A 17,333-nucleotide genomic window follows, 5' to 3' on the forward strand; every position below is an offset into this window, starting at 1 on the left:
AATTTTTACCCTAATGTGAGCGTTGGGTAATGCGTTTAGCTTTGTTGAGGGAGAGGAGCCTCAAGCCTTGGTTTTCTTCTGATTTGAGCAAGGATGACACCTGAAATCACCATCACACCACCAATGATGTGGAACTGGTTAATCTCTTCGCCAAGCCATGTCGCGGCTAATACGATCGCTACAACCGGAAGCAAGTTCATGAACATCGCGCTTGAGTCAGCACCAATGGTGTCAATCGCTTTCACCCACATCCAAGGCGCTAAAATCGAAGCGGCAACCGCGGCGTAAGCTATCAATGGGAGCGCTTGTTGCGGTGGTAAAAGTTGTTCGCTGGTAAGCCAAAGTGGCGTAAGCATCGCGACAGCAAACAGACCCTGAATGTATATCACCACCCAGCTACTGATGGGCATTTTCCAGCGTTTCAATAGTACACAGTAAGAAGCATAAACAAAGGCTGCAATTAGCATATAGCGATCGCCTTGAGTCAATTCTTGATGCATGAAGAATAACGGATCGCCTTTGCCTAACATCAGGGCTAAGCCTGATAGTGACAACACACCGCCAACAATACTCAAACTAGAAATCGACTTGTGCAGCAAAGGGACGCTTAAAAATACACTGACCAATGGAACCAAAGAAGTGATTAATGCCATGTTAGAGGCGGTTGTGGTTAAGCCTGCGTAGTAACCTAGAGATTGGTTCAACACCATGCCCAAAAAGCCGAGGAACGCTAATTTAGATAAGTTTGGCTTAATGACAGCCCACTGCTTCATCACTGGGCGAATACAGAAAGGCGTGAGAATTAACATCGCAAAAAACCAGCGGTAAAAACTCATTGCGCTAGGTTCTATGGTGCTTGCAGCAAGCTTGTTGACGATTGCATTGGCGCCCAGATACAGACTGTAAAAAATGGTAATAGGTAATGCATGTGAATTCCGTGGCGAATGAGTTGGTGCGGCTAGTTTGACAGGTCGTTATACTTACAAGTATCTTTAGAAAGACATTAAGCTCGATAGGAAGACAAGTTTGAAAAAACACTCCAGAAACCTTCATCCATCCTTATTAATTGATAAGGCACCATCCAACGTATTTATGAATTTTGAAGCGTTTCTTTCGAACACTGAAACCCGAGTTCATAGCCACTCATGGGGACAGGTTCAATTGATCAGTGGTGGTATATTAGAGATGGAAGCGGAAAGCACTCGATTTCTAGCGCCACCACATTTAGCGATTTGGGTACCGGCCGGGGTGATGCATTGCAGTTATAACCGTAAGCCTTTGGACTACTGTTCACTAAATATCGCCCCAGAACTCACGCAACACCTGCCAGATAAAACCAGCCTTATAAAGATCACGCCGATTGTGTCTTCTATTATCGATGATTTTCGCGATCGTGGGATCAATGTTGCGGAAACCGAGCAAGACCAAAGGCTCGTTCAGGTACTGCTTGACCAACTTGCGCAGCGTGAGGTTGAACACCACTTCTTGCCTTCAACCGATAATAAGTATCTAGCGCCTATATTGGCTTTTGTTGAAGAGAACCCAACCGATGAAGTGACGCTGAAAGATTGGGCTGAACGTGTCCACACCACGGAAAGAACCCTTTCTCGCCACTGCCAGACCGAGCTTGGAATGAGCTTTACCGAGTGGCGACTGCGAGTGCGCTACCTATACTCAATGGACTTGTTGAGAAACGGCCAATCGGTTAAAGAGGTCGCTCTTACATTGGGTTATAACCAAGCAAGCCCATTTATCACCATGTTCAAACGTTACGCGAACCAAACGCCAGAGCAGTATAAGAACCGTTTGTTGTAGCTCGGTCTTGTTGCCAAAAGAACGGATGTTTGCGCTAGTTAGTGCGTAGATAGACCACAAGTGAATAGATAGACCATAAGTGAATACGTGCAGTATGAGCTTATGGAATCGCCCTTAACAGCCCATATATTTCGCTCTGTTGTTCGGTGACATCCTCATAGTGTTGGTTCAATAGAGCACTGTTGCTGCCCACTTTGAACAGTATGTACGTTTCTCCGTCGACCTCGAACCAATTGAAGGTTCCATGCTGGTTATACGTGGTCATTGTTTTGTTTATCTTCATGAGATATACATTAGCAGCGCAAGACATGCAGACGTACATAAGCCAAAGAAAGAAAAGAAAAACCACGAGCCTAATACTGTTTTTTCTTTTCCCACCTCTTCATTACTTTGCTGCCAACCAAGTTCACGAACCTGAGCCTTGGTAAGGTTTAAGTCTAGTTTCTCTATGTATTTGTTGAGTTCGTCATTGTGTACTGAGCTAATCATGTTCTATCTCCCCTAAGCATAAGATTGGTATTTTAGGGGAGCTCATCGTTTGGTTAAATTAGATATTTTTCAACAGGCGTTAAGATAAATAGAACACGTGAAACAACAAAAAACCTCCGTGGTGGAGGTTTTGGTTGAAAGTGTTTTAGTCGATGGTTATGGCGATGTATTTGTTGTTAGATTCCACCTGTATTAATACACAATCTAATACCCAGTCAACTCCATATAGCCAGATCCGGAATGAGAACCTTTGATTTCAATTGGCCCTTCCCAATAAGGAACCGACAGCGGCATTTTGGCATTTGGATTGAGTGCCGAGACGGTCAGTTCTATTTGCTGGCTTGGAATCGAAACTTGCCACTCTGTTGGGTAGTCACGCCCGTCGATTTTAGTTTGCTTGATGGCGGTTAAGCTGATGTCTTGCTGCTTAATCGCGATGCCGGAGCCATCTTGATTCATCAACCTCGCATGAGAATAGCTGGCTTTGCCTGTAGTTGAGTTTCGAAGTTGAAATACCACCAAGCTGGTTTCATCACTCAGCCTTAGCGCAAACCAATCCCAACCTTGTTGCGAGTCGAGTAAAAACTGCGAGCTCCATTCTCTGTCTATCCAACCTTTGCCGGAAACTTGATGGGTGACGCCATCAATAGTTACCTCGCCCGATACATTGATGAATGGTTGGCTGTAGTAATAGGAAGCCACTTTGCCATCGCTACTTTTAGTGCTGTAGCCTTGTTCGCCTTGCTTTTGATATGGCGCGTTGTTGGTTAACTTAAGCGAATATCCAAATTGACCCGAGTTAGCGACCAATGTAGCTGGGAACAGGTCATCGGTCGTCGACGTCCATTGCCAATCATCGAGGTAAACACGAAACGGCGAATCGCTTACACCCGCCAGTTCAGCTTGGTCACGTGACCATTTTTCATCGGCATAGTGTTTATTTTTAGTGGTGACAGCGCTGTGCGCCATGTAAATCTGCTGACTTTGCCACGTAGTTTCCTTGGTGCTATTGCCACTTTCATGTGGTGCAGCCGCAAAGCGGAACTGTGTCCATTGCACACCTAACACATTGTCTTCTTCATCAATTAAGTTTGCGGTTAAATACCACCATTCATGACGAAAATCTGGATGTGCTTGATGGTCGGCAGGGAAGGCGATGTCGATACCTTTAACTACCGGTGTGAATTGATCAGTCTCTTTTTGTGTTTCATCGTCGGTTTGTTTTCCAGTGCCAAGTATTGAGCCCATATTTTGAGCTGATGGTTGAGTGGACTCCTCACACCCTAAAAGGAGTAAGATGCCAAGTGTGAGAACGAAAACTCTCATTGATCGATTCATCACAACACCTCACTTTGCAAGCTGGATACCACGGGTTTACTGACCAAACGCCACAGTGGGATCAAGGTCGCAATCACAGCCACTAAAATGGTGATGGCTGCGATGCTGAGTGCATCACTCCAATTCCACACATAATTTAAACTCCAACCAAAGGCGCGCAGGGTAACGATGTCCGTCAACACATAACCGACCATAGCGCCGAGTGGTAAGGCGATAACCAGAGTGAAGGCGACCAGAACAACGATTTGCCCGACCACCATCGCCATCAATTTTTTCTGACTAACACCGAGCGCGTACAACCTTGCAATGGCGGCTTTGCGTGCATCGAGCAACATGAAACAGGCGCAGAACAACCCAATCACCGCCACCATTAAAGTGACGCCATTAAGCGCCCGAGTGATAGCAAAGGTTTGTGAGAAGATATCTAAAGCGATCGATTTGATCTGTGCTTGATCGTAAAGCTGGCTAGGGTGCAAATTGAGTTGTTGGCGTAACTGTTCGTACACCACTTGTGGGTCGCCAGAGACTTTGATTCCCAAGCTGGTGGGTAAGTCAGTAAATCCGCTTTCGATCCACAAATTAGGTGCAAGTAACACTTCGCCATTCGGTGAGCCGTAATCGTGGAAAATCGCCCCGACGATGAGCGCTTTGTCTTGGATCGCGTCGAGCTTGAGTCGGCTTCCAAGCGGCAAGCCGAGCTTCACTGCCGTAGGTTCGCTGATCGCCACGAATTCACCTTGGTAAAAGCGCGTCCAGAAATCATCAAGGTGGGATTGAAATACCATGGTTTGCTCAAGTGTGTCTTTGTCTTTGGTGCCGAGCAAAGTAGGTAAGCCCTGCAAGTTATCATCGACATAATATTGCTTATAAACGGTTTCAACATTTTCAAACTGCTCTAACGCACGTTCCACATTCGCGATTTCACCTTGGGCAGGGCTAACGTAAATATCGGCATGTAAGCGCTGTTCAAGCCATTGCTTTAAAGTGGATTCAAAGCTGCCGACTAAGGTATTCATTCCGATATTGGCGGTGACAGCGAGAAGCAACGCCATCATGGCAAGGGAGAGAGGGGAAATAAGTTCACGTAGCTCAGCAAACAGATATTGTATTAACCCCGATTGGGTGCGTTTTTCGCTCCAGTTCGCTAGCACGCTGAGCGTTTTGGGCAGGTACAAAGGAATCGATACTACTAACACACCGAGCCATGCCATGGTGAAGCGATGATGTTCGCTCATCCATAAACCTGCTAACGCGAGAATAGTTAATACTGACCCGATAACAAACAGCTGATTTTCGTTAGACGTTTCCGGCGCTTGATAGAAACCGCCATGGGAAGAGAGGGGTTGTCGCACCCGCTGTTTAAAGTGTTGCCAACAAGCGACAAGCGTTGCGGCCAGCGTGAGTAGCAGTGCCTGCACTAACCATTGCCACTGCCATGTGCCGGGAAGTAGTGTTGCACCATAAAGTTGCTCAAGCGTTATCGCGACGGTTGGATGCAGCCAATGGCTGAGTTGAATGCCGAGAATGAAACCAAGTGATGCGCCTAGTGTGACTAAAATAATCAGTTCCACTAACAGAGCTGAAAACACGATGCTTGGAGCAATGCCTGCTTGTTGAATTTGTACTAACAGCCGATTTCGCTTGAGCAAACTGTACTTCACACCGTTGTAAGCGATGAACAGGCCAACCAAAAAAGCCAGTAAGCTCATGGCGGTGAGATTGAGGTGAAAGCTGTCGGTAATTGAACCGAGATCCGTTCTTTGGTTGTTGGAAATCCATTGCCCTTGCTCACCGATAAGGCTTTGCCATTTATCCTGAGTATTGCTGTTAGTGTCGCTCTTAGTGTCAAAAATAGCGATATAGCTCAGTTTCCCTTGCTTGTTAAGCAGTTGCTGAGCGAATCCAATGTCCATCAACATTCGGCTACCCAGTTGCCATTCATCTGGCAGTACTACAACCTTGGTGAGTACTTCATCCAAAGTGAGTGCGTCTACCTCTCCCAAGTTCTGGTGTTGCGATTGGCTCATCATCACAATGGGCTTGCCAGCTAACAGTTGAGGAAGCGGTAATGCGCTGTCGAACAGGGATATGTTTTGACTGTCTTCTGACGTTCTATCGTTTTCGGCTAGCTTGTCGCTAGAATAGCGAGATCTTGAGGTGAGAGCTGCGATCAATTCACTGCCTTGTACCGACCAACGACGACCTTGTTCGTCTCTCACTCGCCCTTCAATCACGGGCAGTACTGCGCTTAATCCACTTTGTCTTAGCTTGAAGTAGAGCGATTCCGGCAAATAGTTTTGCCCTGCTGGTGGAATGATCAGGTTTTGCGCTTGGGCGCTAAGTTGCTCGGTCGATTCTGCATAACTGCGCTTGGCATTGAGGTTGATGGCTTGCACTGCGACAAACAAGGTGACCGCTAACACAATGCCGATCAGAATCGCTGCGGCTTGCAATGGTGATTGACGATAGTGCGCTGCGAATAGATTCAGAGTCAGTTTGGTATGGGTGAGCTGGTTCTGAGCGAAGCCAGTTTGCTTCATTGGATTACTCACAACGCTGCTGCTCTTGGAGTTAGATCCGCGTTCCTTAAACAGCCATCATCTAATACCAATTTTGTCTGCATAAAGCTGGCACATTCTGGGCTGTGCGTAACCAAAAGCACGGCAGTGTTGCCTTGAGTGGTGATTTCACTCAGCAGCTTCATTACCTCAATGCCAGCTTTGTGATCGAGGTTGCCTGTGGGTTCGTCGGCAAGCAATAGTTTGGGTTTATGGGCTAGCGCACGCGCTATTGCGACTCGTTGTTGTTGACCGCCAGAGAGTGCAGATACATGCCTATCGAGCAATTCACTAATGCCTAACGCTTCCACTAAGTAATCGCACCAGTCGCCCCATTTTTGTTGATTCAAATGCAACGGGAAGGCGATGTTTTGTTTTACGTTGAGCGGGGTTAATAAGTTGAACTGTTGAAAGATAACGCCCAATTTTTGATGGCGGAAACGGCTCCATTGTGGATCTTTCCAATTTGATGTATTCTCGCCATCGAGCCACAACTCTCCTCCGGATAGAGGTTCAAACCCCGCAATGATGTTAAGCAGAGTACTCTTTCCACTGCCACTCGCCCCTGTCAAAGCCACGCTTGCCCCTGTCGCCAAAGCGAAGTCGACATTGTCCAACACGCTATGAGTGTCTTTACCATCAACAAAGCTTTTGCTGGCATGTGTGAGTGTGACAATTGGGCTTTCCATTTCCTTTCCTTATAACCAAAACTAACCATCAAAAGGTGTCGTTACTTGTGGCAATTACCCGAAGCGACAAGCTCTATAAAACTGTAGACAACAATTTCAAAAAATAGAGCGATTTATATCGAATTATTAATAACTTGTACTGCGAAAAGAGGGAAATAGATCAGTGTGAGAAGGAATACAGGTGTTAGTGGGAGTTTTGAGTCACCTAGGAGGCTTTTGGGGCTGTTTATAGATAATAAATATCTATGTTAAAAATTGTCCCAATTCCAATTCGTTTTAAAAGAAAACGCCCCCGATTGGTTGAAGCCAATCAGGGTTAGTAAGGCCCAAGAAAATCTAGTTACTTGGACTTTATTGCGAGGATTAATTTTGCTAAGGCACCTAACAAAGCAGCGATAGCGAAAACCAATTCAGGGTTATTCATATTATTACCTATAAAGAAGCTCTCGCCTTATGTGAGAGATTCTTCGTATTATCAACATGCATGTGATGGAAGGCAAGATAAAGAAATGGGGCACCTGTGGATAACTATATGATTTATTGGGTTTTACTAAAAGGGGGGGAGGCGGTGTAGCCTTCAAGTTGCAAAGTACTTGCTTACAATAGTAATGAGTGTGTCAAAGAGTCTGCTTTTACTTCTATTTTTCAACGTCAATTAATATGGATCGTACTCAACTTTCCGTAATCAACGACCTAACCACGCTCTAAGCGTCGTTAAGTCGTTATTGGTTGAGGTCAGGGGTTAATTGAGCGCTTCAATCAGAGTGATTTCGCGTTTGATCTGCTTACTCTCTTGCTCAGTTGCCTGCGCCAGTTTCTTTTCGCGTGTGGTTATGGCTGCTTGTTTGGCTTCGTCAGATGTGAACATCAGTTCTTTTACGTTGATAGAAGCGATGTTTGTGTAGCGGCCATCGTCACTGGTCGGGATTGATATGGTTTCATCATTAATCAAAGACTTTACGATCTCTCGCTGTTCATTGTAGCGGCTCTCTAAACCAGAAAGAGCCCATCGCTGCTGAGTTTTACCTTCATACTGACCGTTCTTTTCTTCTTTAAGATACCTGATTGTCATATTACGGATCGTGCCTGCTTCTTCTCCATACTCTGCTTCCGTATCAAAGAGTACAGGGAATGATTCACCTTCTAGCACGCCGCCTTTCTTGGTTAGATGACCCATTCGATAGCTATTCATACCAATACGGATTTCTGTTTGATCAGTAACCGGTGTGCCATCAGCAAACGCGAGGTTGGTGATGCGTGTACCTGCAGGCTGAGTAAGGTCGATGGTATAAGTCACGCCCGCGAAGAAGTCATTGGTCGAGTATTTTGATGCTCTGCGTTCAGGGTTAAAGCTGTAGGTCACATCACCGGGTTGGACTGAGTTGAAGTAGCCCACAGACCATTCCATGTAGGTTCTTAACTCTTTGCCTGTCATGTGGTAGACAGTGATTTCGCCACCCGCGTATTGGTAGTTGTACGCGATGTCTTTGGCTTTGATTAGGCCAACATCGAGCTCTGCATTGTCGTTGTCTATTTGAAGTGCGATGACATTGGCTTTGGGTGCATAGAAGAAGCTCGCTTCTTGGTATAGCGCACTGATGCCTGTGTCTTGAACATGGACTTGAGGGATACCGCGGATTTCGTTTTCTGGGACTAAATCAACGCCGGTAAGTTGAGCGACAGGTCTGTTCGCCATTTCTCGGAGTTGCTTGTGGTAAGGCTGGTATAACTCGTCCATATTCTCATCAGAGTCGATACCTTTAATTTTATAGGTGAAGCTGTCTTTGTTGACGAGAGTGAATGTGCCATCGCGCTCTTCAAATTGAAGATCGATACGAGATAGGGCGCGGCCATATCTGTCGGGTTCAGTAATAATAACGCCATTTACAACGGCTTTATCGATGCGAGTGTGCATGTGGCCAGCGACGATGGCATCAAGCTCTGGGTTTGCATTGGCAATGTCGGTGACACCGGTGTCGGCAATGTCATTCTCGTTCTCAATTCCCATATGGGCAACCAATATGATGGCATCCACTTTATCATCAATCTCTTTGACGATTTTCTTCACTTCCAAGGTTGGATTAGTGAAAGTGACGCCTTCTAAACGGTTGGTACCTTGCGCAAAGACCTCCGTCATTGGGGTATCCATTCCGATCACGCCGATCTTAATGCTACCGCGTTCTAGGATGGTGTAACCAGGCAGGAATGGGTTTCCGTTTTTGTTCTTGATGTTGCCACCGAGAGACTGCCCTTTAAATTGGGTAACGGCCCTGTTGAGGGTTTTGAGGCCAAAGTCGAATTCGTGGTTACCTAAAACCCACACATCGTATTTCATGTGATTAAAGCCAAGCATCATTGGATCAACGGGCTCGTCTTTGAAGGTTTCTACGAAGTTGCCTTGGATGGTATCGCCAGCGTCGACAAGGATAATGTTAGATTGCTCTTTGCGGATCTCACCAACTTTGGTCGCGATTTGGCTCAAGCTACCACGAGTGTTGAGTTTATCTGCCGCGTAATCCCACGCCATAAAATGACCGTGGATATCTGAAGTACCCAGTATCGTGACATCGTGTATATCGCCATCAGCTGCAAAGGTGGGAAAGGCTAGAGAGAGTAGGATGGCGCTTGATAGTATGTGTCTTTTCATAAGTATGTTCACATCGTGGTTTTAAGTATGACGCTACCATATAGAATCGAGGTTATCTTATGGGTGATCAGTATCATATTTCTAATGATATAACTAATTGATGTTTCAAATAAATGTGATTCATGACCATCTCGTAACCACTTAAGTTATGGAGAAATGCACCACAACTCTTCGCTATCTTTTCAATCTTCGATTTCTTTAATCAAACTTCCTAAGCGATGGTGTATTAACAAGCACGCTTGTAAGCTGTTGAACGTCTTGCCTGTTGAAATAAACAAGGTATATATCGTCCAACTCTCACTTACTGTGGCAGTAAGATGATCTTGCCCTCTAGGCGTGTGGTTTTCGATTCAATGAGATCAATCGCGGTTTGCACTTCATCGAATGGTAGATAGCGGTCAACGTCGAGCTGAATGTCGTTTGTGATGAAGTGATCTAGCATGGTCGTGAACTTATCACGGCGAACATCTTTACCTTCTGCTTCCTCCCAATAACGCAAGAAGAAGGTGCTGAAATCGATGTGTTGGTTTTTCGCGTACTCAAAGAAGCGTGGCTCGTAAAAATCCAACGACAGCGTCCCATAGTTGATAAAGCGCCCGTTGTTGCCAAGGGTGTGAACAAGATCGGTTCCGGGTGAGCCGCCAATCGCATCAAAGGCAACGGTTGGCATAGGCAAGCCTAATGCCTTAATTTGAGAAACTAGATCAGCGTTCGCATCTATCACCCAACAGGAAGTGGCAGGGTATTGTGTCTGCTGTGATGTAACGACAATGATGTTGAAGCCGAGTGATGCTGATAACTGGGAGAAGATCTTACCGATGGCTGAACTGCCCGCGTTGATGATCAACACATCCTCTTGGGTCAGCTTGGCTATTTCTGTCGTTAGCACCCATGCGGTTAGCGCATTAATGTACAACTGACAGGCGTAGCCATTGTCTAAATGTTGAGGAATTTGGAACAGATCATCTGGTGATACATCGACATAGTTCTGCCATGTTCCACTGGTTGCCACAAGCACTCGTTGATTCACTATAAACTCAGCACTGCTGGATTCTACAATCCTTCCTACCGCTTCAAATCCCGGTACTCTCGGCGGCTGATGGCTATGTTTGTATTGGCCCACACCATAAATCGACAACAGATCACTAGGGTTGATGTTAGTCGCTTCAATTTGTACGCGAACTTTATCTTTGTCTAGTACCCCTAAAGCGACATGTTCTAACTTGAGAGATTCTTTTGGCTGACCGAAACGGAACTGGCTAATTCGGGTATTTTGCTTAGTGTCAGTCATAGTTTGGGCACCTTTATGGATTATGAGTACTGCATCGATTTTAAGTGTAGCGTGTTCATAAATAATCTTGGGTCGGAAATGTTGCTCAACATGGCTGGTGTTGGCAGACAATCGTCATCAACGTAGTCGACATAGTCTGCCGCCGAATCAAAGATCAAAATATCCAAAGCCAAACGATCCAAGCCATATCGGCCTCGGTGGATCATGTCCGCTGAAAACACCAATAAGTCACCGGCGGCTAATGGTATCTGCTTACCACCAGAGATGTCATCGCTGCTCACTTTGCCGTTTTCTTCTTGGCGAACATTGTACTCTTCTTCGTTGTCCCAACGCTTGTGTGTGCCAGGGATAAGTTCCATACCTGGCTCATCAAAAATGGGCACTCGCAGATGCAATACCTGGGTTTCCATGATGACTTTCATTTGGTCATCAACGTCGTAATCGTATTGACAGTCACGATGCCAGAAGTCTTTTTGTTGCGGATTTACTGGGTTGAAGAACAGCTGTGTATTCATGAATGCCGGTTTGTTCGGAATCACCGCATCAACCACGTCCATCACTTGTTTCGAGCTGATGAAGTCGAAAAGCACGCTTCTATCGTCGGCAGGCAAATGCTCGCTTCCCGTAATTAAAGACGAGTTAAATGCTTCTTCTTTATAGAATTCTTCGTTGTCTGCTTTCCATGATTCATGGAATTTCAGCACGACTTTTCTAAGCGATGTAATTTGAGCTTCATCGAAATAATTTCTGATAACAAAGTAACCATGTTCGTCGTAACGGTCACTTAATTGTTGGCTGTTTTCTACCACTGATTACCTTCGTTCATTCTTTTCTGTGTAATAACCACAGATTTCTTGGGCGCATAATGCCAGACAGTCGTCATTCAACCAAGTAACGTGTGCAGAAGCTTGTAGATTCCGTGATGCTATGAAGCCATATGGGGGACGACTTTTACATGTCTATCCATGTCATGGACTCATGCGATACAGATCTCCCCATATGTGACACATCCCCTATTTTACAAAGTGTAATGATTCATATAGTGAATAAATTTATTGTTTAGATAATTATTGACCATATTGTGATTTAATTGGCTTAGGGAAGAGAGTAAATCATGGATGGTTTTTCGCTGGATATGAGAACACTTAATTTTATTATTATTTTGTTCTCTTTCATTTACTGCATTGGCTTGTTGCTGTTCCAATTTACCCAACAGTCCATTAAAGGGCTTTCAATTTTTTCCATTTCAATATTTGTTATCGGAAGTGGGCCGTTGATGTTGAGCCTAAGAGGGGAACTCCCTGATTGGATCACTGTTATTGGCGCTAACATGGTCATTGCGCTTGGCTTTCATCTCGCTTTGTATAGCTTATGCTTATTCCGAGAATACTCACTAAAATGCACCTACCTCAGCACTCTGATGATGCTGGCTCTTTTGCCATGTTTTATTTATTTCACGTACTACGAACCTTCCATCAAGGCTCGAATTATCCTCATTAGTTTCTATTTGGCCTTTGTGACTATTTGCACTGCCTTTGCGGTATTGAAGGGTCAACGTGATGACTTGACCTTAGCAACTCGGATGATGGCCTTGTCATTTTTGATATATGGCGGGTTTATGGCTTTCCGAGTAATGGTGACGCTATTTTCAGCTGAGCTACAGGATTTCATGGCGGCTGCACTCATTCATCAGCTTGCCTTTTTGGTGAGTATTGTTCTTATCGTATCGATGAGCTTTACAATGCTTTGGTTGATCAATGCAAGGTTGCTTAGGTCTATTCATGACCTGTCTTACAGTGACCCTTTAACGGCACTTGGAAATCGCAGAGCATTAGATGAAATGGTTCCAGTCATCATGAAGCAGGCGGGGACTGCACCTGTCAGTGCCATTATGATGGATATTGATAATTTTAAGTCGATCAATGACCAACACGGACACATTGTGGGTGATCTCGTGATCAAGTCTTTTGCTGAAATGGTTCAAAGTGCGATAAAAACATCGCCAACAGCCAGCGCGTTCCGTTTTGGCGGAGACGAGATAATGATTTTATTGCCCAATGTTAATTTCCTACAAGCACAGGCTATTGCTTGTAAGCTGCGATTGTCTATTTCAGAGATCTCAGCAGTGCAAGGAAATGAGATGTTTCTGACGTCGAGTTTTGGTGTTGCTCAGCTTCACCCGCATGAGAGTTGGAATGGGTTTATTAGCCGAGCCGACAAAGCGTTATATCAAGCGAAAACAAACGGTCGCAATATGACTTCAATTTGTCCTAGTCATATTAACGAGATCGTCACTGCCACATCACCAATACCGCTGCAATAGAGAGTAAGATGAGTGCAAGAATGTCTTTGCGTGCGATGCTTTGTCCTAACCAGAAGTAGGATATCAACACCATGAAGATCACTTCGACTTGCCCAAGCGTCTTTACGTACGGAACGGCTTGAAGTGACATTGCGCTAAACCAACCCAGAGAACCGATAACACTCGCTAGGCTTGTCATTACGACCAGTTTCGACTTCTTGAATATCAGGCGCAGCGTGTCGCGTTCTCTGAAAAAGAGATACGTACAGATAATCACTGTCTGAAGGGAAATGACGAGGAACAGCACCCATGCGGCGCTATGAGGGAAGGGCAACCCTATGCTCAAACTTGCTTCCCGTACCCAAAGAGATGTTAAAGCAAAGGAGGTGCTACACGCCATACCTAATAAGAACACTTTTGGGGACAAGCTTCGCCAGCCAGAAGCGCTACTCATGATTAGCACGCCTAAAGTACCAATAAGTACGCCGACCCAACCTGTTAGTGTCAAAGCAGTACCAAAAAACAATACGGATAGCACCGCAGACACGGGGGCTTCACACTTGGCTAATCCTGCGCCTATCGCATAGTTTTCTAGCTTGAACAGCATCACCATTAAGCCGGTCGCGAGGATCTGCATGATGGCGGCAGCAACAATATAGAAAACAAACTCACCCGAAAAATCCGGTGCGGAGACTGGCTGCCATTGATAGAGGGTGTAGAGGTAAATAAGGGCGATTGGGCCAGCCCAAATAAATCGCGCTAACGTCACGCCAGCCACGCTCATGGTGCCACTTAATTTACTTTGAAAGGCATTGCGCCAAGATTGGCTAAAGGCAGCAAGGAGAGTAAAGGCTATCCAACTAAAAGACATGACGCGTCCATGAGTGATGTAATTTGGTGGTGATACTAACAAAAAATTACATGATAAGAAGTGTCATGATCTGTTTATAGCCACAGGCTCACCTTTATTCTCTATTCGGTAGTAGAGATCTCTTCAACAGTTTGATGCTTTCTTCAGAAGATCGGCTGTTTCTTGTTTTTGAAGTAGAACAGCGCGCTGATCGAAATGAACAGTAAGGTGAAGTAATAGAAAAACGAAGACAGTGAGGCCAAGAAGGCAAGGTTCTGTTCTATTTCTTGTTCGGTGTAGCCCTGAGACACCAACTTATAGTAGTAAGCGTACAAGATACCGATCAGACCGTATCCGAGGTTAAACATCAAACCTTTGAAACTAAGAACGGTGGCTCTGTTGTGTGATTCGGTTTTTTTATTCAGGTGGTAGCTGATGAAAATGTTCATCGTCATGATGATAAAGATTAATACCAGTGCCGGAATGACCCCGTAAATCGACCAACCCAAACTGATCCAGTAATAAGTCGCCATGCTGGCCAATCCCATAACCACTATGAAGGTTTTAGGCTCAATGCTCTCTGCTAATCTTCGGCTTTGTCCTGCCAATATAATCTTAAGCAAACTGATACCCGCGCCAATAAAACCGAAGTAGATAATTGGAATATCAATCGCCAGATAGTATTGGCTGTTCATGGTTAGGAACATGCGTGAGGTGTGTTCGAATAGGCTGTAGTAGAGCAAGATGAACAGCACGTAAGGCGTAGCAAATACCCACTTACCCGCATCGATCGTCAATTTAAGACTTGAGATGGTGGTTCCCAATTTGGTTTGGTCGCTTGGCATCACCTTTTTATCTTCGCGCATATTAATCGCGGCATAGATGGCGATCATCGCTACAAATAGGGTGGCGAATACGGGAATACGCATCAGATCTTTAGTGCTTTCTGGCTCGGCTAGCCCAAGGAAATGAAAGATGTTCGTCATAAAGTTCACATCGTACATCGCCGCACCAATCAGCGTGACAAAGATACCGACGGTTGAGGCGACACGTAGCTGAATTTGCAGCACTCGAGGCCACAACTCTTCATTGCCTTGTTCCTTTAAAGTGTCGTAGGCCAATGCCTCGTCAGCACCGCTGGCCAGTGCCATCGCTAAGCCACTGAGAATCCGGTTAATCAGAAAAACAATGAACACCAAGTCGGGGTTTCCGGTTGGCACTAGCGCTATCATGGCGATCTCAACAAACATCACAATCGAAGACAGCACCACCAGTTTCTTGCGGCCTAAGGTATCGGCGAATGCACCCGACGGTACTTCAGCAAGCACAATGGTGGCTGCCCACACTACATTGAGCATCGCGAATTGAGAAAGGGTTAGCCCGTAATCTAAATAAAGTAGGGTGAATATAGGGTAGTAAAAACGCGCAAAGTAGCTACTTCTAAACATCAAGAAGTAGCGGACATTGGGAATTTTAAGGATTTCTTTGAGCGTCATGATAATTTCAGTAATTTAGATAACACATTATTATGTATAACCCTTTTACTCTTTTAAATCATGGAATTGTTGCCAAATCCCTAAAATATCTGGTTTGGGTGATCTTCGAGATCACGGTTCATGGTGGGTTATAGGTTTCTCGCCTTCAAATCACTTTCCCCTATTCATTTAGTTTGTGGTGCCGTTTCACTTGTTCGACTGATTTTGGTGCAAGATCGAACTTCTACAACGTCGCTCTCGTATTTACATCTTATTGTATGATTTAATTATTGGTAATAACGATACGCAATGAATCCAATGTAATTGAGGAAGCGAGCATGATCTTAGAGTCATTCAGTCTGGAAGGTAAAGTAGCGATAGTGACGGGCTGTAACACGGGGCTTGGGCAAGGTATTGCATTAGGCCTAGCGGAAGCCGGTTGTAAGGTTGTCGGTGTTAACCGAACAGAGCCTGAAGAGACTATTGAGAAAATGAGTGCAGCAGATCATTCGTTCCTAAACGTGAGTGCTGATCTTCTCGAGCAAGCGTGCATTCCAGGGGTTATAGAGCACACTTTGGCTGAATTTGGCCAAGTCGACATTCTCGTGAACAATGCAGGAATTATTCGCCGCCAAGATGCTATTGAGTTCTCAGAGCAAGATTGGGATGACGTAATGAACGTGAACACCAAGACTGTGTTCTTTATGTCTCAGGCTGTTGCAAAGCAGTTTAAGGCTCAAGGTACTGGCGGAAAGATCATTAACATTGCATCGATGCTCTCATTCCAAGGTGGCATTCGAGTTCCTTCCTATACGGCTTCAAAAAGTGCAGTGATGGGAGTGACACGTGCGATGGCGAACGAATGGGCGAGCGATAATATCAACGTGAATGCGATAGCCCCCGGTTATATGGAAACGAACAATACTCAAGCTCTGCGTGAAGATGCTGAGCGCAATCAAGCGATTCTTGAGCGTATTCCCGCTGAGCGTTGGGGTAAACCGCAAGATATCGCAGGTCCTTGTGTGTTCTTAGCATCATCAGCATCGGATTACATTAACGGCTATACCATTGCTGTTGACGGTGGTTGGTTAGCACGCTAATTGGTTTTTTATTCTAAATTTTGAGTTTGCAGCAATCTTGCAGGAGAAGATAAATGAAAATCGCTTTAATGATGGAAAACAGTCAGGCAGGTAAAAATGCTATGGTTGCAGCTGAGCTAGAGTCAGTGGCAGGTGGCATTGGTCACGATGTTTTCAACTTAGGTATGACCGACGAGAATGATCACCACTTAACGTATATCCACTTAGGTATCATGGCCAGTATTCTCATCAACTCAAAGGCTGTGGACTTTGTTGTGACGGGATGTGGAACAGGGCAAGGTGCTTTGATGTCACTGAACCTGCATCCGGGTGTGGTTTGTGGTTACTGCCTAGAGCCATCAGATGCTTTCTTGTTTAACCAAATCAACAACGGCAATGCTCTCGCTCTCGCTTTTGCTAAAGGCTTTGGCTGGGCAGGTGAACTCAACATTCGCTATATCTTTGAAAAAGCGTTCACAGGCGAGCGTGGTAATGGGTATCCACTAGAACGTGCAGAACCACAGCAACGTAATGCAGCAATTTTGAATGAAGTGAAAGCGGCGGTGGTAAAAAATAACTTTATTGATTCTCTAAGAGCAATCGACCAAGATCTCGTGAAAACAGCGGTTGGAAGTGAGCGTTTCCAACAATGCTTCTTTGAGCATTGCCAAAACCAAGAAATCGTTGATTATGTTCGTTCACTATTAGATTAATTAGAGCGTTTAGTTCTGATAGAGCCAGCCTTGTTTGAAGTGACCCCGTAAAGTTGGACATTTCTGTTAAGCGGCTTTCAAGGCCTG

At 45.2% G+C, this 17,333-nt stretch carries 14 protein-coding genes and 1 pseudogene; 4 read left to right on the forward strand and 11 right to left on the reverse strand.

Annotated elements, in window-relative coordinates:
* Window positions 1-35: 35 nt before the first annotated feature.
* A pseudogene (locus AB6F11_RS16790) lies at window positions 36-928 on the reverse strand (DMT family transporter).
* 98 nt (window positions 929-1,026) lie between these two features.
* Here AB6F11_RS16790 and AB6F11_RS16795 point away from each other — a divergent pair.
* Window positions 1,027-1,815 (forward strand): helix-turn-helix domain-containing protein, encoded by a 789-nt coding sequence (locus AB6F11_RS16795; protein ID WP_104216240.1) that lies wholly within the window; start codon window positions 1,027-1,029, stop codon window positions 1,813-1,815.
* Between the two features lie 100 nt (window positions 1,816-1,915).
* Here the strand turns inward: AB6F11_RS16795 and AB6F11_RS16800 are convergent, their stop codons facing one another.
* From AB6F11_RS16800 to AB6F11_RS16835, 8 genes are all read right to left on the reverse strand, one after another.
* Entirely contained in the window at window positions 1,916-2,098 is a 183-nt protein-coding gene (locus AB6F11_RS16800) for a hypothetical protein (RefSeq protein WP_104216241.1), read from the reverse strand.
* Complete coding sequence (locus tag AB6F11_RS16805; RefSeq protein WP_017060055.1) at window positions 2,095-2,304, reverse strand: hypothetical protein; 210 nt, start codon at window positions 2,302-2,304, stop codon at window positions 2,095-2,097. Before AB6F11_RS16805 ends, AB6F11_RS16800 begins: the two co-directional genes overlap by 4 nt.
* Window positions 2,305-2,508: 204 nt before the next feature.
* Window positions 2,509-3,642: a lipocalin-like domain-containing protein gene (locus AB6F11_RS16810; protein ID WP_102321292.1), complete on the reverse strand. Its 1,134-nt coding sequence runs from the start codon at window positions 3,640-3,642 to the stop codon at window positions 2,509-2,511.
* Complete coding sequence (locus AB6F11_RS16815; protein WP_104216242.1) at window positions 3,642-6,182, reverse strand: ABC transporter permease; 2,541 nt, start codon at window positions 6,180-6,182, stop codon at window positions 3,642-3,644. Before AB6F11_RS16815 ends, AB6F11_RS16810 begins: the two co-directional genes overlap by 1 nt.
* Before the next feature lie 8 nt (window positions 6,183-6,190).
* Window positions 6,191-6,889 (reverse strand): ABC transporter ATP-binding protein, encoded by a 699-nt coding sequence (locus AB6F11_RS16820; RefSeq protein WP_102398403.1) that lies wholly within the window; start codon window positions 6,887-6,889, stop codon window positions 6,191-6,193.
* 742 nt (window positions 6,890-7,631) lie between these two features.
* Window positions 7,632-9,536 carry a bifunctional UDP-sugar hydrolase/5'-nucleotidase gene (locus AB6F11_RS16825; protein WP_102394065.1) on the reverse strand — a complete coding sequence of 635 codons (1,905 nt, stop codon included), beginning with the start codon at window positions 9,534-9,536 and terminating at the stop codon, window positions 7,632-7,634.
* Window positions 9,537-9,837: 301 nt separating this feature from the next.
* Window positions 9,838-10,827 carry a zinc-dependent alcohol dehydrogenase family protein gene (locus AB6F11_RS16830; protein ID WP_017059992.1) on the reverse strand — a complete coding sequence of 330 codons (990 nt, stop codon included), beginning with the start codon at window positions 10,825-10,827 and terminating at the stop codon, window positions 9,838-9,840.
* Between the two features lie 20 nt (window positions 10,828-10,847).
* Window positions 10,848-11,636, reverse strand: coding sequence for a phytanoyl-CoA dioxygenase family protein (locus tag AB6F11_RS16835; RefSeq protein ID WP_102394066.1), 789 nt, complete (start codon window positions 11,634-11,636; stop codon window positions 10,848-10,850).
* 305 nt (window positions 11,637-11,941) lie between these two features.
* On the opposite strand from AB6F11_RS16835, the gene AB6F11_RS16840 reads away from it, so the two are divergent.
* The gene (locus tag AB6F11_RS16840; RefSeq protein WP_102394067.1) at window positions 11,942-13,150 is read left to right on the forward strand and encodes a GGDEF domain-containing protein; all 1,209 of its coding nucleotides are present in this window, start codon (window positions 11,942-11,944) and stop codon (window positions 13,148-13,150) included.
* On the opposite strand, the gene AB6F11_RS16845 is transcribed toward AB6F11_RS16840, so the two are convergent.
* Window positions 13,119-14,000: a DMT family transporter gene (locus AB6F11_RS16845; RefSeq protein WP_102394068.1), complete on the reverse strand. Its 882-nt coding sequence runs from the start codon at window positions 13,998-14,000 to the stop codon at window positions 13,119-13,121. The genes AB6F11_RS16840 and AB6F11_RS16845 overlap by 32 nt on opposite strands.
* Window positions 14,001-14,143: 143 nt before the next feature.
* Entirely contained in the window at window positions 14,144-15,475 is a 1,332-nt protein-coding gene (locus AB6F11_RS16850; protein WP_102394069.1) for an MFS transporter, read from the reverse strand.
* 317 nt (window positions 15,476-15,792) lie between these two features.
* Between AB6F11_RS16850 and kduD the strand changes: the two genes are divergently transcribed.
* Both kduD and AB6F11_RS16860 read left to right on the forward strand, forming a co-directional pair.
* Window positions 15,793-16,554 carry a 2-dehydro-3-deoxy-D-gluconate 5-dehydrogenase KduD gene (kduD, locus tag AB6F11_RS16855; RefSeq protein WP_104216244.1) on the forward strand — a complete coding sequence of 254 codons (762 nt, stop codon included), beginning with the start codon at window positions 15,793-15,795 and terminating at the stop codon, window positions 16,552-16,554.
* Between the two features lie 53 nt (window positions 16,555-16,607).
* The gene (locus AB6F11_RS16860) at window positions 16,608-17,246 is read left to right on the forward strand and encodes an RpiB/LacA/LacB family sugar-phosphate isomerase (protein WP_102394071.1); all 639 of its coding nucleotides are present in this window, start codon (window positions 16,608-16,610) and stop codon (window positions 17,244-17,246) included.
* The last annotated feature ends 87 nt before the right edge of the window (window positions 17,247-17,333 follow it).

Origin of the sequence: Vibrio sp. 10N.247.311.14, assembly GCF_041467715.1 — a bacterium.
Classification (GTDB): domain Bacteria; phylum Pseudomonadota; class Gammaproteobacteria; order Enterobacterales; family Vibrionaceae; genus Vibrio; species Vibrio crassostreae_C.